General features: G+C 69.5%; 16 protein-coding genes. 10 read left to right on the top strand and 6 right to left on the bottom strand.

The genetic code is table 11. The features are described from left to right. The first annotated feature begins 56 nt into the window (after positions 1-56). The 4 genes from IFU30_RS08620 (at position 57) to IFU30_RS08635 (ending at position 6,230) form a co-directional block, all read left to right on the top strand. Positions 57-1,604 (top strand): DUF3375 family protein, encoded by a 1,548-nt coding sequence (locus tag IFU30_RS08620; protein WP_192004928.1) that lies wholly within the window; start codon positions 57-59, stop codon positions 1,602-1,604. A 1-nt stretch (position 1,605) separates the two neighbouring features. Further along, positions 1,606-2,457 carry a DUF4194 domain-containing protein gene (locus IFU30_RS08625; RefSeq protein WP_192004929.1) on the top strand — a complete coding sequence of 284 codons (852 nt, stop codon included), beginning with the start codon at positions 1,606-1,608 and terminating at the stop codon, positions 2,455-2,457. Continuing rightward, a complete protein-coding gene (locus tag IFU30_RS08630; RefSeq protein ID WP_192004930.1) occupies positions 2,454-5,834 on the top strand; it encodes an ATP-binding protein in 3,381 nt (1,126 codons plus the stop codon). The genes IFU30_RS08625 and IFU30_RS08630 overlap by 4 nt, the downstream gene beginning before the upstream one ends. Positions 5,835-5,906: 72 nt before the next feature. Then, positions 5,907-6,230 carry a hypothetical protein gene (locus IFU30_RS08635; protein WP_191941086.1) on the top strand — a complete coding sequence of 108 codons (324 nt, stop codon included), beginning with the start codon at positions 5,907-5,909 and terminating at the stop codon, positions 6,228-6,230. Positions 6,231-6,249: 19 nt separating this feature from the next. On the opposite strand, the gene IFU30_RS08640 is transcribed toward IFU30_RS08635, so the two are convergent. From IFU30_RS08640 to zapE, 3 genes are all read right to left on the bottom strand, one after another. Beyond that, positions 6,250-6,795, bottom strand: coding sequence for a type II toxin-antitoxin system PemK/MazF family toxin (locus tag IFU30_RS08640; protein ID WP_342450831.1), 546 nt, complete (start codon positions 6,793-6,795; stop codon positions 6,250-6,252). Positions 6,796-6,893: 98 nt separating this feature from the next. Continuing rightward, positions 6,894-8,123, bottom strand: a complete 1,230-nt coding sequence (locus IFU30_RS08645; protein WP_064293796.1) for an ammonium transporter — start codon at positions 8,121-8,123, stop codon at positions 6,894-6,896. 198 nt (positions 8,124-8,321) lie between these two features. Beyond that, positions 8,322-9,356, bottom strand: a complete 1,035-nt coding sequence (zapE, locus tag IFU30_RS08650) for a cell division protein ZapE (protein ID WP_192005435.1) — start codon at positions 9,354-9,356, stop codon at positions 8,322-8,324. A gap of 164 nt (positions 9,357-9,520) precedes the next feature. Between zapE and IFU30_RS08655 the strand changes: the two genes are divergently transcribed. Together IFU30_RS08655 and IFU30_RS08660 are read left to right on the top strand one after the other, a co-directional pair. Continuing rightward, a complete protein-coding gene (locus tag IFU30_RS08655; protein WP_124769315.1) occupies positions 9,521-10,423 on the top strand; it encodes a sulfurtransferase in 903 nt (300 codons plus the stop codon). Between the two features lie 83 nt (positions 10,424-10,506). Continuing rightward, the gene (locus IFU30_RS08660; RefSeq protein ID WP_071260092.1) at positions 10,507-10,941 is read left to right on the top strand and encodes a SufE family protein; all 435 of its coding nucleotides are present in this window, start codon (positions 10,507-10,509) and stop codon (positions 10,939-10,941) included. Between the two features lie 16 nt (positions 10,942-10,957). Here the strand turns inward: IFU30_RS08660 and IFU30_RS08665 are convergent, their stop codons facing one another. After that, positions 10,958-12,214, bottom strand: coding sequence for an alpha/beta hydrolase family protein (locus IFU30_RS08665; RefSeq protein ID WP_124769314.1), 1,257 nt, complete (start codon positions 12,212-12,214; stop codon positions 10,958-10,960). A gap of 25 nt (positions 12,215-12,239) precedes the next feature. Here IFU30_RS08665 and IFU30_RS08670 point away from each other — a divergent pair, with 25 nt between their 5' ends. From IFU30_RS08670 to IFU30_RS08685, 4 genes are all read left to right on the top strand, one after another. After that, positions 12,240-12,836 carry a DUF3000 domain-containing protein gene (locus IFU30_RS08670; RefSeq protein WP_079002473.1) on the top strand — a complete coding sequence of 199 codons (597 nt, stop codon included), beginning with the start codon at positions 12,240-12,242 and terminating at the stop codon, positions 12,834-12,836. After that, positions 12,829-14,076: an HRDC domain-containing protein gene (locus tag IFU30_RS08675; protein ID WP_192004931.1), complete on the top strand. Its 1,248-nt coding sequence runs from the start codon at positions 12,829-12,831 to the stop codon at positions 14,074-14,076. The genes IFU30_RS08670 and IFU30_RS08675 overlap by 8 nt, the downstream gene beginning before the upstream one ends. Positions 14,077-14,150: 74 nt before the next feature. Beyond that, the gene (locus tag IFU30_RS08680; protein WP_192004932.1) at positions 14,151-15,356 is read left to right on the top strand and encodes an acetyl-CoA C-acyltransferase; all 1,206 of its coding nucleotides are present in this window, start codon (positions 14,151-14,153) and stop codon (positions 15,354-15,356) included. Next, complete coding sequence (locus IFU30_RS08685) at positions 15,357-17,492, top strand: 3-hydroxyacyl-CoA dehydrogenase NAD-binding domain-containing protein (RefSeq protein ID WP_192004933.1); 2,136 nt, start codon at positions 15,357-15,359, stop codon at positions 17,490-17,492. 111 nt (positions 17,493-17,603) lie between these two features. Here the strand turns inward: IFU30_RS08685 and IFU30_RS08690 are convergent, their stop codons facing one another. Beyond that, positions 17,604-18,581, bottom strand: a complete 978-nt coding sequence (locus IFU30_RS08690; protein ID WP_159878733.1) for an aldo/keto reductase — start codon at positions 18,579-18,581, stop codon at positions 17,604-17,606. Further along, positions 18,578-18,961 carry a MerR family transcriptional regulator gene (locus tag IFU30_RS08695; RefSeq protein WP_124769309.1) on the bottom strand — a complete coding sequence of 128 codons (384 nt, stop codon included), beginning with the start codon at positions 18,959-18,961 and terminating at the stop codon, positions 18,578-18,580. Before IFU30_RS08695 ends, IFU30_RS08690 begins: the two co-directional genes overlap by 4 nt. Between the last annotated feature and the right edge of the window lie 36 nt (positions 18,962-18,997).

An 18,997-nucleotide genomic window follows, 5' to 3' on the forward strand; every position in this document is an offset into this window, starting at 1 on the left:
TCTGGCAGCTGCGGTGGCCTCGGGGTGTTCGTGTGCCCGGACGATCGAGGAGTGCAGTGGGAGAGATCGACGGAGAGTTCGGCCGCGTCCGGGACGCGCTGGAGCGTCCTGCGATCCGGCTGCTGAGCCGGCCGACGGCACCCGCTGTCGTGGCGATCTTCCGCACCACGTTCGGCCGCGACGTCCAGTTCGTCGCAGCGGACCGCTTCCATCTGCAGGTCGAGGAGTACCTCGGCGAACTCGTGGCTCGCGGTGCGCGGATCCCGGCGGGCGGCGACGAACGCGGTGGCGGACGGACCCTTTGCCGGGAGTGGGTGCACGACCAGTGGCTCGTCCGGACGAGCACCGACGACGGCGAGGAGCAGTACTCGCTCACCTCGCACGCGCTCGAAGCGGTCTCGCTCGTCGACGGCCTCGCACACGACCGCGCCCTCATCAGTGAGTCGCGCCTGACCATGATCCTCGACTCCGTGCGCCGATGGGCGCTGCAGGCCGACCCGGACCGTGACGAGCATCTGCGTCGCATCGACGCGCAGCTCGCCGAGCTCCAGGCGGAACGCGAACGGGTGGCGGCCGGCGGCACCGTCGTCGCGGCGAGCGACGACCGGATGCAGGACGGCTACGCCAACATCGCCGACCTCATCCGCCAGCTCCCGAGCGACTTCCGCCGGGTCGAGGAGTCGGTCATCGCGATGCACCGGCGGATCGTCGAGGACTTCCGGAACGACACCCGTCCGATCGGCGAGATCCTCGACGACTACCTCCGGCGCACCGACGAGCTGATGACGGCGACGGCCGAGGGTCGGGCCTTCGAGGGCGCTTTCGAGCTCCTCCGCAACGACGATCTGCTGCAGGACCTCAAGCGCGACCTCTCCACGATCCTCGACCACCCCTTCTCGTCCAGGCTCGGGCCCGCGGAGCTCCGTGGCTTCCGGGGTGCCGTCGGGATCATCCGACAGGGGATCGACGACGTGCTCGCGCAGCGTCGGCGGCTCACCGCGACGCTCCGCGACCACATCGTGCATCACGACGTCGTGCAGGACCGCGAACTCGACACGACCCTGCGTGCACTGAACCAGCGCCTCGGCATCTGGATGCGGACCGCGGGACCACGCGCCTCCGTCGACCTACCGCTCCTCCCCGAGACCATCGACATCGAGCACCTGCGCGAGCGGTTCTACGATCCGGACGTCGAGGTCGCTCCGCCGCCGATCGCGACGTCCGTCGAACGGACCGACGGCGAGGCGATGTCGCTCGACACCCTCCGGTCGCAGGGCGGTCCGCTGCTCGACGAGCTCCGGGTCGGACTCCTCGATGCGGTGACCTCCGGTGCCGAGGACGCCCATGCGGCGTTCTCCGGGCTCGATCCGGAACTCCGACGTCCGGTGGAGCTCTTCGGCCTCGTCCACCTCATGACCCAGCTGGGCACGTATGACGAGCAGGCACCGCGCCGTCGCTACGAGACGGTCCGTCCGGATGGGACGACCACCGCGTTCGAACTCCCGGCCTTCCCGCTCGGTGAGGCCGGTGTCGCAGCGCTGACGCGGGCCACGACGACCACGACCACTGCTCCGGCCGACCAGGCCGGGCGCGGAACGGAATGACATGACCTCCGAGACGGATCCCACCGCGACGGCGACGACCGACCCGACGTCGGACGACCTGACGACGGACGGACTCGACGCCTTCGCACCCGCCGAGGCGCCGGTCGCCGGCCCGGACGACGACTCGTTCGCCCTCTTCGAAGGCGACGAGGGACGCCTCGACGCCGCTCAACGTCGTGCGCTGGTCGCTCTGTTGAAGCACCGCTACGTCAGCCCCGCGCTCCAGCCGGCCGAGTGGCGGACGGTCCTCGAGTCCGAGTCGCTGCTCCGGTCCCGCCTCAACGAGCTGTTCCTGGAGCTCGAGGTGGACCGCTCGGCCGAGGTCGCCTTCAAGCGTCAGGCGGGCTCGGAGAGCGGGCGGCGTCCCTTCCCGACCCTGCTGCACGACACCAGCTACAGCCGCGAGGAGACGATCCTGCTCGTCTACCTGCGGACGCGTCTCCGGACCGAACTGGCCAACGGCGCACGAGCCGCGATCGTCGAACACGACGAGCTGCTCGGCTTCGTCGCGAGCTTCCGCCCCGAGCACGCCACCGACCGCGCCCGTGACGACGGACGTGTCGAACGCGCGATCGACAAGCTGCTGACCGCGCGCGTCCTGCTGCGGACCAAGGACGCCCGCCGCCACCGGATCGCGTCGGTGGTGGAGACGCTCCTCCCCCTCGAGCGCCTCCAGGAGCTCCTGGAGTGGCTCGAAACGCAGACTGCAGCGGTCGATCCGGCCTCGGAGCAGCCGCGACCCGATACCGACGCCGACGCGGACTCGGACGACGAGCCCGACGGCACCGCAGCCGAGTCGCAGGACTCCCCCGACGACCAGACCCAGCCACCAGCAGCAGAGGACGACCGATGAGCCGCTCCACGGACACCGACACCCTGCTGGACCTCGTCGAGCAGTGGCGCATCGAACGGATGCAGGTCATCAACTGGGGTGGGTTCGACGGGTACCGATCGGTCGACTTCGCCTCCCGCGCGACGCTCATCTCCGGCGCCTCCGGAACCGGGAAGAGCTCGCTCATGGACGCGTACCTCGCGGTCATGATGCCGTCAGATGTGCCGTTCAACGGAGCCTCCAACGACGCGGCGGTCGGACGGGCGCGGAATCCAGACCAGCGCAACCTGCTCACGTATCTCCGCGGCAAGGTCGACTCGGCACGGGACCCGCAGACCGGGGCGATGCGCGACATCAACCTGCGCGGCACGGATCAGCTCACCTGGGGTGCCGTGGCGGTGACGTTCCTCAACGACGACGACCGTCGCTTCACCGTCGTGCGCGCCTACCTCGTCCCCCGACGTGCGCTGCGCACCGGTGACCTGTCGATGACGATGGCGACCGTCGACGGGCCGTTCGAGCTCACGAATCTCGAGGCGTTCGTGCCGAAGCGGTTCGACGCCGGTGAGCTCCAGGGTCGCATCCCCGGATTCGTCGTCCGTGACACCTACGCGGAGCTGTCCTACACGCTGCACACCCGTCTCGGCATCGGTGCCGGTGGCGACGGTGGTCGGGCGATGCGTCTGCTTGCCCGCATCCAGGCGGGCCAGCACCTGCCGACGGTCGACGGCCTGTACAAGTCGATGGTGCTGGAGCGTCCGAGCACGTACGACGCGGCCGACCGGGCGCTGTCGCACTTCGAGGCGCTCGACGAGGCGTACCTCGCGATGGAGACCGAGAGCCGTAAGGCTCGGGTGCTCGAGCGGCTCGGTGAGCTGCGTCGCGAATACGAGGACGGGCACCGGGCGGCGGCCGACCTCGAGCGCCTCGGCTTCACCGAGGACGGCACGACACCGTTCACCGTCTGGCGCAGTCGCGCGCACGAGGCACTGCTCGATGAAGCGGTCTCCCGGAACCGGCGGGAGAAGCTCGACGCCGGGGCCACGCTGGAGGCGGCGCGGGCACGAGCCGCTGCGGCGGGTGTCCGTGTCCGTGAACTCGAGCGTCAGGTGTCGGAGCAGGGCGGGAGCGCGCTGCGGCGTGCCGAGGAACGCCGTGAGGCCGCGGAGGCGACGCACGCCGAGGTGGCACGAGCCAGGTCGCTGTTCGACGAGCGCACCGAGATCCTCGACGATCCGATCGAGGACGAAGCCTCGTTCCACCGTGCGCTCGGCCGCAGCGAGGACTTCCTCGCCGACGACGACGCCGCGCTCGACGCCATCGAGACCGATCGCGCCCAGCTGCATCGCGAAGCGTTCCCTCTCGAGGAGCGCAACACCGAACTCCGCCGTGAGCTGCAATCGCTTCGCGGCCGTGACGGCGCGGTCCCCGATCGACTCCACCGGGCGAGGCTCGCCCTCGCCGAGGCGGCCGGACTCGATCCCGAACAGCTGCCCTTCGTGGCCGAGCTCATCGACGTCGCTCCCGCATATGCCGCTTGGCGTCCCGCGATCGAGGTCACCCTGCACGGTCTCGCGAGGACCGTCCTCGTCGACGAGGAACACCTCGACGCGTTCGGCCGCGCGATCGACGCGGTCCGGATCCCGGTCCGCCTGCAGTTCGAGGGTGTCCCGCTGCACGAGCCGTCCTCTCCCGATGCAGGCGACCCCGCGTTCATCTCCGGCCGTGTCACGTACCGCACCTCGCCGTTCAGCACGTGGATCAAGCAGCGCGTGAGCTCGGACCGGATCGACGCGCGGTGCGTGGAGTCACCGTCGGAACTCTCGGGTGGCGGGCGCCGCGTGACCGTGAACGGCCAGCTGCGTGACGGCCGCCGCGGCTCCCATGGCGACACGGGCGGTGCACCGATCCTCGGCTTCACCAATGAGGCGCGCATCGCGTCGATCGAGGCGGAGACGGCCGAGATCCGTGGGCGCCTCGAAGTCATCGCCGGCCGACAGGCCGGCATCCAGCAGCGGTTGTCGCGTCGTGAGGCCGAGCGGGCCGCCCACCGGTATCGTCTCGACACCGAGTGGGCCAGGATCGACGTCGCCGGTGCTGCTGCGCATCGCGACGCAGCCGCGGCCGAGCTGGAGCGTCTGCTCGACGCCAGTGACGTCCTGCAGGAGCTCCAGGGCTCGGTGGCGGCCGCCCAACGTGAACTCGACGCCGCCAACGCCGAGCGGTTCCCGGCCGAGGACCGTGTCAGACGCCTCGACGAGGAGCACGGGGTCCTCGTCGATCAGCAGGACGCGGCGACGACGGTCATCGACCGTTTCGAGCGCTCCGAGGTCGAGGAGGTCTCCCCCTCCGACATCGATCGGATCGAAGCCGCCCTCGCGGCGGTGGGCGGTGTGCCGTCACTCGGCGGGTTCGGCGATGCGATGAAGCGGCTCCGCGCCCGGCTCGGTGACGAGTTGTCCTCGGCCGTCCGCCAGGCGGAGCAGGCCGCGCTCGCACAGGTGCACGTGTTCGAGCAGTACCAGTCGATCTGGCACGACCCCAACCTCGGCACGACGCTCGAGTCCTACGGCGACTACCGGGCGATCCTCGACGGCATCCTCGGCACCGGTCTCCCCGAGCGCCGCCAGGAGTGGCGCCGCCGGCTGTCCCAGTGGAGCGGTGAGGACCTGGTCCCCCTCAGCAGCGCGTTCGACAGCGCCGTCGAGGAGATCGAGGACCGCCTGGTCCCGGTCAACGACATCCTGCGCGACCTGCCGTTCGGACCGGCGCACGATCGTCTGAAGATCGTCCTCCGTCGGGTGCATCGCGAGGAGGCCTCCGCCTTCCGACGTGAGCTGCGCGCCCTGTCGAGCGAGGTCACCGCGAACCTCGGCGATGACGAGTTGGAGGCCCGGTTCCAGCGGCTCCGCCGGTTCATGGAGTCGATGCGCGACACGGGTGCCGGGTCTCAGTCGACCCGCGACCAGGTGCTCGACGTGCGCCGTCACGTCGAGATCACCGCCGTGCGGTACGACACGTCTGGTCAGGATGTCAGCGTCTACTCCTCGCTCGGCGACAAGAGCGGTGGCGAGACCCAGGAGCTCGTCGCGTTCATCGTCGGCGCTGCCCTGCGCTACCAGCTCGGTGACGAGGACCGCCCGCGTCCGAGGTTCGCGCCGGTGTTGCTCGACGAGGGCTTCATCAAGGCGGACTCGGAGTTCGCCGGCCGCGCGGTGGTCGCCTGGCTGCGGCTCGGCTTCCAGCTCGTGATCGGGGCGCCGCTCGACAAGGTGACGGCGCTCGAGCCCTACATGGACCGTCTCCTGTCGATCCGGAAGGATCCGGAGACCCGACACGCCTGGGTCGCCGAGATCGAACGGTCGGCTCCGGTCGAGCCCCTCGAACGCGTCGGATAGCGCCTGATCCGTCGATCACACCCGGCCACGGTGTGACTTGACACAACACTCGTTCGAACATATGTTCGAAACATGTCCGACCGCCCCGCTGCCCCGCCGATCCGCATCGGCGAGGCCGAGTGGATCGTGATGCGAGAGATACCCGACCGGCCGGCCGGTCTCGTGAAGTACTTCGCGCCGAGCGGCGCACCGGCCTACTTCCGCTGCGTCACCTGGGCGCCGCGTTCAGAGGACCGCCGATTGATCGGTCGGTTCGCGACGCTCGCCGAGGCGGAGCGTGCCGTGCCGGGTGGACGCCGGTCCGCTGCACCGGCCACCCCAAGCTCCGCGGACGCCTGGGAGCACGGGCAGGTGCCGTGGGACGCCGCGCCGCGACGGAGCGACCGGTACGCCTGAGCGACCGGTCGCAGGTCGGTCAGCGCCACCCGTACCGCGAACGGAGCCCAGTGGCGACTCGGGCGAAGCGATCACGCGGGACCTGAGCCGCCTCCCGCCGCATCCCGTCGGGGTGCACGCGGAAGACTCGGTCGAGGTTCGCCCAACTCGGACGGCCGGCACTGTCCCATCCGCCGGTGCCGAGCGGCACGAACTCACCGTCCTGCGAATGATCCTTGCTCGTCAGCTGCACCGCCAGCACCCAGCCTCCGGTCGAGCGCGCCACGATGAGCACCGGACGGTCCTTGCCACGTCCGTCGCGCTCCTCGTACGGCACCCAGGTCCAGACGATCTCGCCGGGATCGGGATCGCCGTCGACGGCGGGGGCGTAGTCGATGGACACGGCGCCGACCGCCCGCGGATCGACCTCGACCGTCGCCGTCCCGCCTGAGCGTCCGGGTGAAGCGGCGGTGGTGGTCGGTGGCGTCGCGAGGCCCGCGGTGCGCACCGCACTGGAGGCGGCGCGGGTGGAGGGGCCCAGGAGTGCGTTCGCGACGCGGCGGATGATCGAGGTGAAGGTTGACACGCCGTCACCCTACCGTCCGCGGCTGCCACCCCAGGAAACGACGGACGGGCGCCGCCCTGGTGGACGACGCCCGTTCGGCGAATCGGTTGCGGTCGAGGTCAGTCGACGAGGGCGTACCCCTCTTCGCCGTGCACGGAGGTGTCGACGCCGGCGATCTCGTCCTCGTTCTTGACGCGGAAGCCGATCGTCTTCTCGATCGCGAAGCCGATGACGAAGGCCACGATGAAGGAGTAGACGAGGACGGCGAAGGCGGCGATGGCCTGGACCGCAAGCTGCTCGATGCCGCCGCCGACGAAGAGGCCGGTCTCGGTCGCGAAGAAGCCGAGGTACAGGGTGCCGATGAGGCCACCGACGAGGTGGATGCCCACGACGTCGAGGGAGTCGTCGAAGCCGAGCTTGAACTTCAGCTCGACGGCGATGGCGCAGACGGCGCCGGCCACGATGCCGAGGAGCAGTGCCCAACCCGGAGTCAGGTTCGCGCACGCCGGGGTGATGGCGACGAGACCAGCGACGGCACCGGAGGCGGCGCCCACCGAGGTCGCCTTGCCGTCCTTGAACTTCTCGACGACGATCCAGCCGATGATGGCGGCAGCGGTGGCCCCGACGGTGTTGACGACGATGAGTCCGACGTTCGCGAGCTCGTTCAGCCACTCGGCGCCGGCGTTGAAGCCGAACCAGCCGAACCACAGGATCGCGGCTCCGAGGAGGGTGAGCGGCACGTTGTGCGGCTTCGTGATGCCCTTCTGGAAGCCGATGCGCTTGCCGAGCACCAGGGCGAGGGCGAGTGCTGCGGCTCCGGCGTTGATGTGCACCGCGGTTCCACCCGCGTAGTCGATGACGCCGATGCCGGCATCCTCACCGAACAGCGTGGTGCCGAGGTTCATGATCCAGCCGCCGCCCCAGACCCACGCGGCGATCGGGAAGTACGCGATGGTCGCGAAGAGGCCGGCGAAGATCATCCAGGAGCCGAACTTCGCGCGGTCGGCGATGGCGCCGGAGATCAGCGCGATCGTGATGATCGCGAAGGTGGCACCGTAGGTCGCTCCCACCAGGTCGGTGTTCGCGGTCTCGCCGCTCGCGAGGGCGGTCATCCCGAAGTCGGAGAACGGGTTGCCCGCGAACTCCAGCGGGCTGCCGACGGCCGACATGTTGAAGCCGTAGAGGATCCACAGCACGCTGATCAGGCCCAGTGCGCCGAAGCTCATCATCATCATGCTGACGACGCTCTTCGCCTTCACGAGGCCGCCGTAGAAGAATGCGACGCCGGGGGTCATGAACAGCACCAGAGCGGTTGCCGTGACTCCCCAAGCGATACTGCCTGTATCCATTGGATCTTCCTCACACATCGTGGTCTTGCAACGGGTGCCCGAGATGGTGAGGACTGGCTGAGCTCGGTCTCGCCGTCCGACTCGGTGCAGCGACCAGTCTGCGGAACGGAGGTTTCCGCACGACTGTCAGCGTGTTTCCGATGTGTTACGCGAGTGCCGCCCAGGTAAACAGCGTGTTTCGTGACCCGGTGCGACGGGTCAGTCCATCGAGGTGAGGGCGATCATGCGCGACATCGCGCGCAGGTACTTCTTGCGGTATCCACCGTTGAGCATGTCGCCACCGAACACCTCGTCGAGGGCCGTGCCGGTCGTGACCACGGGGATCTGTGCGTCGTACACCCGGTCGATGAACGCGACGAGCCGGAGCGCCTGGCCCTGGTCGGTCAACTCGTGGACGTCGCGGAGCGCGATCAGGTCGACGCCGTCGAGCAGTCCGATGAATCGTGAGGGGTGGACGGCGGCGAGGTGGGTGATGAGACCGTCGAAGGTGTCGACCGTGACGTCACGGTCGGCGGGGGCCGCCTCCGCGGTGCGGGCGTCGAACCGCTCCTCGGAGCTCACCACGGCGTGTCCCTCGATGCTGCGGCGGCGGTAGTCGGTGCCGTCGATGCGGAGGGTCTCGAAGTTGGCGCTCATGGCCTGGATCTCGCGGAGGAAGTCGGCTGCGGCGAAGCGGCCCTCCCCTAAGGCGTTCGGCGGCGTGTTGGAGGTCGCGGCGATCCTCGTCCCGGTCGCGACGAGTTCCCCGAGCAGTCGGGTCATGACCATCGTGTCCCCCGGGTCGTCGAGCTCGAACTCGTCGATGCAGATGAGCGTCGCGCCCGTCAGCTGCGCGACCGCCGCCGCGTAGCCGAGCGCACCGACGAGGGCCGTGTACTCGATGAAGGTGCCGAAGTACTTCTTCCGACCGGGTGCATCGTGCCAGAGCGCCGCGAGGAGGTGCGTCTTGCCGACGCCGAAGCCACCGTCCAGGTAGATGCCCGGCTTGGCCGCCGGTGCCTTGGGCTTCCGCCGTCCGAAGAAGCCGCCACCGCCACCGGCCTGGGGCGCGAAGAAGCCGCGGAGCTTCTCGACCGCGGCCGCCTGGCCCGGGAAGTCGGGATCCGGACGGTACGAGTCGAAGCTCGCCTGCTCGAACTGCCGGGGTGGCGTCAGGCTCGCGACGATCTCGGCACCACTGACCGTGGGGACACGGTCGGTGAGGCTGCGGAATCCGGTCGGGACGGAAGGCATGGTCACGGCAAACCTCTGGCTCTGCATGGGTGCTGGGGTTACGGCGTCTGACGCATCGGTGCGGTTCGGCGGTGCGGACGGCGTACTGTCGAAGGGACAGGCTTCCAGCCTAGATGCACGACACCCGAGCCCCACCGCAGCCAGCTGCACGACCGGAGGTACCCATGACCGTCGACGCCGATTCGACCTCGACCAAGTTCACCGCCTACGCCCACCCCGAGCGCCTCGTCACGGCGGAGTGGCTCGAAGCGCACCTGGGTGAACCCGGTCTCGTCGTCGTCGAGTCCGATGAGGACGTCCTCCTCTACGAGACCGGCCACATCCCCGGCTCGGTGAAAGTCGACTGGCACACCGACCTCAACGACCCGGTCGAGCGCGACTACATCGACGGAGCCGCCTTCGCCGCACTGCTCGGATCCAAGGGGATCTCGCGAGAGGACACCGTCGTCATCTACGGCGACAAGAACAACTGGTGGGCCGCCTACGCCCTGTGGGTCTTCAGCCTCTTCGGACACGAGGACGTCCGGCTGCTCGACGGTGGACGCGACAAGTGGATCGCGGACGGCCGGGCGATCACCCGCGATGCCACAGAGCGCGAAGCCGTCGAGTACCCCGTGGTGGAGCGCGACGACTCGGCCCTCCGCGCCTACAAGGACGACGTGCTCGCCCACCTCGGCAAGCCGCTCATCGACGTCCGCTCCCCCGAGGAGTACAGCGGTGAACGCACCACGGCGCCCGCCTACCCCGAAGAGGGTGCGCTCCGCGCCGGTCACATCCCGAGTGCGCAGAGCGTCCCGTGGGGCAAAGCAGTCGCCGACGACGGCACCTTCCGGCCGGCCGAGGAGCTGGACGCGATCTACCGCGACGGCGCAGGCCTCGCCGAGGGCGACGAGGTGATCGCCTACTGCCGCATCGGCGAGCGGTCGAGCCACACGTGGTTCGTCCTGCAGCACCTGCTCGGGTTCGACAACGTCCGCAACTACGACGGGTCCTGGACGGAATGGGGTAGCGCCGTGCGCGTGCCGATCGTCCAGGGTGCCGAGCCGGGCGACGCACCGACGCGCTGAACTCGTCCACCCACCGCCCTTCCGCACGGCTGCACTGTGCGGGAGGGCGGTCCGCTGTTCCTGGCTGCGATACTGGAGTGACCATGACCGATTCCCTCCTCGCCCCGAACCTCGCCGAGATCCGAGATGAGTTCCTCGCCGTCGAGGAACGCTCACGGCTGCAGCTGCTCCTCGAATTCAGCGACGAGCTGCCGGACCTCCCGGAGCGCTACCGCGACCACCCCGATCTGATGGAGCGGGTGCTCGAGTGCCAGGCGCCCGTGTTCTTCTTCGTCGAGGTCGACGAGGACGGCATCGTGCACCTGTTCGCGACGGCCCCCGAGGAAGCGCCGACCACTCGTGGCTTCGCGAGCATCCTCGTCCAGGGGCTCGCCGGACTCACCGTCGACGAGGTGCTCGCCGTCCCCGACGACTTCCCGCAGATGATCGGACTCTCCCGAGCGGTGTCGCCACTGCGACTGCGTGGGATGTCGGCGCTGCTCGGCCGGACGAAGCGCCGCCTCCGCGAACTCGCCTGAGTCGTCGGCCCGTCGGTCAGTGCCCGGGCGGTAGCGGCACGAGCTCGTCGAGCCAGTCCGAGACCGCGGCGGTCCAACGCTCCGGGTCGTAGTTCCAGAGCTTCGTGTGACGTGCGACGGTGAACGGGACGAACGTCACGATGTCCGGTCGTGCGAGGGCGAGCGCCCGCGACGGCCCTGCCGGGACGTAGCCGTCGTCGTCACTGTGCATCAGCAGGATCGGCAAGGCGAGGTCGGCGGCGTTGGCGACGTAGTCGAGCCGACCGAGATCGATGCTCGTCGCCTGCCCGGTCAGAAGGCGTCCCCACCGGCGGCTGATGGCGAGCAGGGCGACCCGACCGACCACGCTCGGGATCCGGTTCTCGCGGGCCTGGTGCTGCAGGACGTCCACCCAGTCGATGACCGGCGAATCGAGCGCGACGGCGCGGAGGAGTTCGGGGTGCGTCGTCCGCCGTGAGGCCTGGAGCACGATCGCTCCGCCCATGGACCAGCCCATGAGAACGACGTCGGCGGCGCCCTGTTCACGCACCCAGCCGATCGCGGCGTCCACGTCGCGCCACTCCTCGTCGCCGAGCGCGTAGCGGAAGTCCAGCGCGGGCGGAGCGTCGCCGTCGTTGCGGTAGGAGACGAGCAGGCACGAGTATCCGGCGTTGCGGAAGCTCGGCACCGCTCGGAGCGCCTCGGATCGCGTGGTCCCCCGGCCGTGCACCAGGACGGCCCAGCGGGTGGACGGTCCGCCCTCCGGGTGGATCGCCCACGCCGGCGCCGGCCCGAGTGGGGTCGGTACGAGCACGTCCTCGTGGGCGAGGCCCAGCTCCTCCGGGCGGCGGAAGAACCAGCCGCTGAACTCGGCCTCCTGGCCGACGCGGAGTGCGTCGACGTCGCCGCCGAGGAGGGTCCGGACCACGGTGTGCTGCCGTACCTCGAGGATGTCGCCCAGCTGCACGTACGCGGCACGTCTCGTCACCCAGCTGCCGTAGCGGCCGGGGACGATCGTGTCCGGGGACGCGACGAGTTCGACCGTCCCGCCGGCACGGTCCAACCCGACGATGCGAGCCTCACTCGGGCGGTCCCGAGCCGGGACCACCACCTTGCGGGCGATGGTCGCGACGACGGCGAGCCCGAGGGCGCCCACGGCGGCAGCGGCTCCACCGGCGATGACGATCGCATCCGTCGCCGAACCCCGCCGTCGAATGCCGGTGCTCGCCGCTCCTCGACCGCCTGCCTGCGACCCGGGTCCGCGTCTCCGCCCGGCGTGCCTCTGCCCATTCATCGGGATGTAACTCTAGTCTTCACTCGTGGTAGAGAGTCCGACGACGGCAAAGGTTCCCGAAGAGTTCGCCCGAGCGGTGGACGCTGTTCGCGCTGCAGCCGTCCGGCCCGATCTGAGAGTCACGGAGATCCCCGCGCCGAGCAATCTCGCGCCGTTCGCCATCGCCCTCGCGGCCGACGTCTCACCGAGTCGCCACGATGCCGACTCCGACCTCGGTACGGGGCGGTTCGTCCTCCTCTACGACCCGGACGGCTCTGACGCCTGGGGTGGACGCTTCCGCGTCGTCTGCTTCGCCCAGGCCCCACTGGAGACCGAGATCGGACTCGACCCGTTCCTTGCCGAGGTCGCCTGGTCCTGGCTCGTGGACGCCCTCGACACCCGCGGCGCCTCCTACCAGGCGGCGTCCGGCACCGCGACGAAGATCATCTCGAGTGGTTTCGGGGAGCTCGCCCGGCAGGGCGACGGCGCACAGATCGAGCTTCGAGCGTCGTGGACACCGCTGGAGAGCGACGTCGCGGCGCACGTGGAAGGATGGGGAGAGCTGCTGTGCATGCTCGCCGGCTTGCCTCCGACCACCGAAGGGGTCTCCCTGTTGTCCGTCAAACGAGCTCACCGTGAGTGACGCGGCGCCTGAATCAGCACCGCTCCTCCCCCCGCCCGCGCCCACCGCACCACGGGTCGTCACCGACACCCGCGAGGCCTACCTCGCCTCACTCGAGGTGCTCGCCGCGGGTCACGGACCGTTCGCGCTCGACGCCGAACGCGCGTCGGGTTACCGGTACTCCCAGCGGGCCTACCTCATCCAGGTCTACCGTCGCGGTGCCGGGGTCTTCCTCTACGATCCGCCCGCCATCGGCTCCATGGCCGAACTCGGCGCCCTGATCCAGGGTGAACGCTCGATCCTGCACGCGGCCAGCCAGGACCTCGCCTGCCTCCGCGAGGTGGGCGTCGACCCGAGCGAGCTCTTCGACACCGAGCTGGGGGCCCGTCTGCTCGGGCTGCCGCGTGTCGGGCTCGGCGCAGTGGTCGAGGAACTGTTGGGCATCCATCTGGCGAAAGAGCACTCCGCCGCCGACTGGTCGACCCGCCCGCTCCCCGCCTCCTGGCTCGAATACGCGGCGCTCGACGTCGAGCTGCTCGTCGACGCCGCGGAGGAGCTGGCAGCCCGCATCGAGGACGCCGGGAAGAGCGACATCGCGCGCCAGGAGTTCCAGGCGACGCTGGCCCGGGAGGCGAAGGCACCCCGCGCCGAGCCCTGGCGCCGCCTCTCCGGACTCCACGCCGTGCGCGGACAACGCAACCTCGCCGTCGCTCGCGAGCTCTGGGTCGCGCGCGACGAACTCGCGCAGCGCCGCGACACCGCCCCCGGGCGGCTCATCCCCGACGCCTCGATCACTGCGGCCGCGAAGGCCAACCCCACCTCGAAGCGCGACCTCGCAGCGCTCTCGGACTTCCGTGGGCGCGCGAGCCGCACCGAACTCGACCTCTGGTGGAACGCGATCCACACCGGCCAGACCACCGAGGACCTCCCCGGTGCCCGACCGGCGAGCGACACGCTGCCACCCCCGCGCAGCTGGTCCGACAAGAACCCGGACGCGCACGCCAGGTACACCGCGGCACGGACGAAGATCCTCGCGACGGCGGAGTTCCTGACGATGCCGGTCGAGAACCTGCTCACGCCGGAGACGCTGCGCCGACTGGCCTGGACGCCACCCGAACCGCTCACCGTCGAGTCGGTCGCCGCGGCACTCGCCGAGCACGAGGCACGCCCCTGGCAGATCGACGCGACCGCCCGGGCGATCACCGACGCCTTTGTCGAGTCGGCCCAATCCCCGGTGGAGCCTGACCCGGACGCTTCGTAGGAAGCGCTGCACCCGGGTGTCCACCCGTGTCTGCCGCCTAGGATCGGGGCGTACCCCGAGAATGAGGAGGCAACGTGGCCGAACAAGCCGACGTCGTATTCGTTGATGGAGTCCGGACACCGTTCGGACGAGCCGGCGAAAAGGGCATGTACTGGAACACCCGGGCTGACGACCTGATCGTCAAGGCGATCATCGGGCTGCTCGAACGTCATCCTGGTCTGCCGCTCGAGCGCATCGACGAGGTCGCCATCGCGGCGACGACCCAGCAGGGCGACCAGGGGCTCACGCTCGGCCGCACCGCCGCGCTGCTCGCCGGCCTCCCGAAGTCCGTCCCCGGATTCGCGATCGACCGCATGTGCGCCGGAGCGATGACCTCGGTCACGACGCTCGGCAGCGGCATCGCATTCGGTGCCTACGACCTCGTCCTCGCCGGTGGCGTCGAGCACATGGGACGTCACCCCATGGGGCTGGACGCCGACCCGAACCCGCGGTTCCTCGCCGAGCGCCTCGTCAGTGAGGACGCGCTGAACATGGGCAAGACTGCCGAGCGCATCCACGACCGGTTCCCGCAGCTCACGAAGGAACGCTCCGACCGCTTCGGCATGCGCAGCCAGCAGAAGGTCGCGGCCGCCTACGAAGCCGGGCGGATCCAGCCCGACCTCGTCCCGGTCGCGCTCCGGAGCGACAGCGGATGGGGACTCGCCACCGGCGACGAAGGGCTCCGGCCCGAGACCACGATGGAGGGGCTCGCCGGACTGAAGACGCCGTTCCGGCCCCACGGCCGTGTCACCGCAGGCAACGCCTCGCCGCTGACCGACGGCGCCACGGTGAGCCTGCTCGCCAGCGCCTCGACGGCGAAGGAACTCGGTCTCACGCCGAAGATGCGCCTCGTCAGCTTCGCGTTCGCGGGCGTCGAGCCCGAGATCATGGGCATCGGTCCCGTCCCCTCCACGGAGAAGGCTCTGCGGAAGGCAGGTCTGTCGATCGAGGACATCGGTCTGTTCGAACTGAACGAGGCCTTCGCCGTCCAGGTGCTCTCCTTCCTCGACCACTTCGGCATCGACGACGAGGACCCGCGGGTGAACCCGTGGGGTGGCGCGATCGCGGTCGGGCACCCGCTCGCCGCATCCGGCGTCCGCCTCATGATCCAGCTCGCGGCGCAGTTCGCCGAGCACCCCGAGGTGCGCTACGGCCTCACGGCGATGTGCGTCGGCCTCGGCCAGGGCGGCACCGTGATCTGGGAGAACCCGTACTTCAGCGGCAAGAAGGGACGCAAGTAGATGACCGACTACACGACCATCGACTTCTCGGAACTCGTCACGATCAGCGGCGACGACGAGGTCGTGACGCGCTCCTTCGTCAAGGACGTCACCACGGCGAGCGGGCGCACGATCGCGCTCATCACCCTCGACAACGGACGCGACCACACGAGGCCGAACACCCTCGGCCCGGTCACGCTGCTCGAGCTCGACGGCGTCCTCGAGGCGCAACGGACCCGTGCCGCATCCGGCGAGATCGACGGCGTCGCCATCACGGGCAAGCCGTTCATCCTGGCGGCCGGTGCCGACCTGAGCAAGGTCGGCGACATCCCGTCCCGTGAGGTCGCGACCAAGCTCGCGCAGCTCGGCCACCACGTCTTCGGCAAGCTCGAGGACCTCGGCGTTCCGACCTTCGTCTTCATCGACGGACTCGCGCTCGGTGGCGGACTCGAGATCGGCCTCAATGCGAACTACCGGACCGTCGACGCCTCGGCGCCCGCGATCGCGCTCCCCGAGGTGTTCCTCGGACTGATCCCGGGCTGGGGCGGCGCCTACCTGCTCCCGAACCTGATCGGCATCGAGAACGCACTCAACGTCGTCATCTCGAACCCGCTCAAGAACAACCGGATGCTCAAGGCGCAGGACGCGCTCGCCTACGGCATCGCGGACGTCATGTTCCCGTCCGCCAACTTCCTCGAGGACTCGTTGCGCTGGGCCGACGGGGTGCTCGGTGGCACGGTGACCGTGCAGCGCAAGAACGTGCCGGGCAAGGTGGAGCGGACGATCAAGTGGCCGCTCGCGATCAGCACCGCCCGCAAGATGCTCGAGAGCAAGATCGGCACGGTCGCGAAGTCGCCCTACGCAGCCCTCGACCTGCTCGAGGCCGCCCGCAGCGGCACGAAGGCACAGGGGTTCGAGCGGGAGGACCGGGCGCTGTCCGAGCTCATCGTCGGCGACCAGTTCCAGGCGAGCATGTACGCGTTCGATCTCGTGCAGAAGCGCGCCAAGCGCCCTGCAGGAGCGCCCGACAAGCAGCTCGCCCGTCGGGTCACCAAGGTCGGCATCATCGGGGCCGGGCTCATGGCGAGCCAGTTCGCGCTGCTCTTCCTCCGGCGACTCCAGGTGCCGGTGGTCATCACCGACCTCGACCAGGGCCACGTCGACGCCGGCGTCGCCCGGATCCACGGCGAGATCGACACGCTCCGCGGGAAGGGCCGCATCTCCCCCGACGAGTCGAACCGCCTGAAGGCGCTCCTGTCCGGCACCACGGACAAGGCCGACTTCGCGGACTGCGACTGGGTCATCGAGGCCGTCTTCGAAGAGGTCGGCGTCAAGCAGAGCGTGTTCGCCGAGGTGGAGCAGTACGTCTCGGAGCAGACGGTCCTCGCGACGAACACCTCCTCGCTCTCCGTCGAGGAGATCGGGGCGAAGCTCGCGCACCCCGAGCGGCTCGTCGGCTTCCACTTCTTCAACCCGGTCGCCGTCATGCCGTTGCTCGAGGTCGTCCGTACACCCCAGACGGACGACGAGACGCTCGCGACGGCCTTCGCCACCGCGGCGAAGCTGAAGAAGAGCGCCATCCTCACCGCCGACGCTCCCGGCTTCATCGTCAACCGACTCCTGGCGAAGGTCATGGGTGAGGCGGCGCACGCCCTGGACGCCGGTACCCCGCTGCTGACGGTCGAACGTGCCTTCGCGCCCATCGGCCTGCCGATGACGCCCTTCCAGCTCATCGACCTCGTCGGTTGGAAGGTCGCCGCGCACGTGCAGGACACGATGGTCGGGAAGTTCCCCGACCGGTTCTTCGCGTCGGAGAACCTCCACCGGCTCGCAGGCCTGGACTCGGTCGTCGAGAAGGACAAGGGCGGCAAGGTGACCGGCTTCACGAAGCAGGCTCAGAAGGTACTCGTCACGGGCGACAGCCCGCTCACCGAGGACGAGATCCTGCGACGGGTCGAGGACGGCCTCGCGTCGGAGATCAAGCTCATGTTGGACGAGGGCGTCGTCTCAGCCGCCCAGGACATCGACCTCGGGCTCATCCTCGGTGCGGGTTGGCCGTTCCAGGACGGCGGAGCGACGCCGTACCTGGACCGCGTCGGTGCGAGCGAGCGTGCCTTCGGCGACACCTTCCACCACCCGCCCATCCGGGGCGTCTAGGCGTAGTCCGCGCGGTGTCGCGAGAGCGGGGTGTCCTCCACCATCGGTGGACGGCACCCCGCTCTCGTGGTTGAGCCTCGAGCGACGCTGGCCCTCAGCGCCTGCCGGAGCTCAGCGGTTGACGGTGCTCATGTCCGGATACCGGTCGCCGGCCGGGAGACGGAGTGCGTCGAGTCGAGCGAGCGCGTCGGCCGACAGGGAGAGCTCGTCGGCGCCGAGGTTCTCCTCGAGGTACGGGATCCGCTTCGTGCCGGGGATCGGCGCGATGTCGTCACCCTGGGCCAGCAACCAGGCGAGCGCCACCTGGGCCGGTGTCGCATCGAGCGACGCGGCGATTCGGTCGACCTCTTCGACGATCGCGATGTTCGCAGCGAGGTTGTCCCCCGTGAAGCGCGGGTTGGCGCGACGGAAGTCGGTTTCGTCGAGCACGTCGAGCGATCGGATCGTGCCGGTGAGGAACCCACGACCGAGCGGCGAGTACGGGACGAAGCCGATGCCCAACTCACGGACGGTCGGCAGGAGTTCCGCCTCCGGGTCGCGGCTCCAGAGCGAGTACTCCGTCTGCAGAGCCGTGATCGGGTGCACGGCGTGTGCACGCCGGATCGTCTCCGGAGCCGCCTCCGACAGACCGATGTACCGGATCTTGCCCTCGGTGACGAGCTCCGAGAGTGCACCCACCGTCTCCTCGATGGGCACGCCCGGATCCACGCGGTGGAGGTAGTAGAGGTCCACGACGTCGGTCCCGAGCCGGCGCAGCGATCCCTCGATCGACAGGCGCACGTTCGCGGCGCTGCCATCGGCGCCGAACTGTCCGTCACTGGAATTGCGGATCGTCCCGAACTTGGTCGCGAGGGTCACCTCGTCCCGGCGTGACCCGAGTGCAGCGCCGAGCAGTTCCTCGTTGAGGTAGGGACCGTACATCTCAGCGGTGTCGAAGAAGGTGACGCCGAGGTCCAGGGCACGGTGGATCGTCGCGGTCGACGCCGCGTCGTCGAGGGCGGCACCGGTGTAGAACGCCGACATCCCCATGCAGCCGAGGCCGATCCGGGCGATGTCTGGTCCGGCTGTGCCGAGTGTGATGTGCTTCATCGTGTTGCCACCTGTTCTGTGTAGAGTTCGATCTTGCGATCGATGACCTTCAGCGACTGCTGCATCTCCTCGAGGCGGGCCAGGAACGAGATCCGATGCCGCAGCAGCAGCTCGAGCCTCGCCTCGGCGGTGTCGTCACCGCGCTGAGCCAGCTCCGTGTACTCGCGCAGCGTCGCGATCGGCATGCCCGTCGATCGGAGCCTCGTCAGGAACACGACCCAGGACACGTCGCCCTCGCTGTAGCGGCGGTGCGTCGATGAGCTGCGGCCGATCGGACGTGGCATGAGCCCTGCGCGCTCGTAGTACCGGAGCGTGTGGACGCTCAGCCCGGTCTGTTCGGCGACGTCGGAGATGGCGTAGCCCTCGTGGAGAGTGGTCATGTCCACACGATACGACTTCGAGTGCACTCGAAGTCA

The sequence above is a fragment of the Plantibacter sp. CFBP 8798 genome (assembly GCF_014841195.1).
Classification (GTDB): Bacteria; Actinomycetota; Actinomycetes; order Actinomycetales; family Microbacteriaceae; genus Plantibacter; species Plantibacter auratus.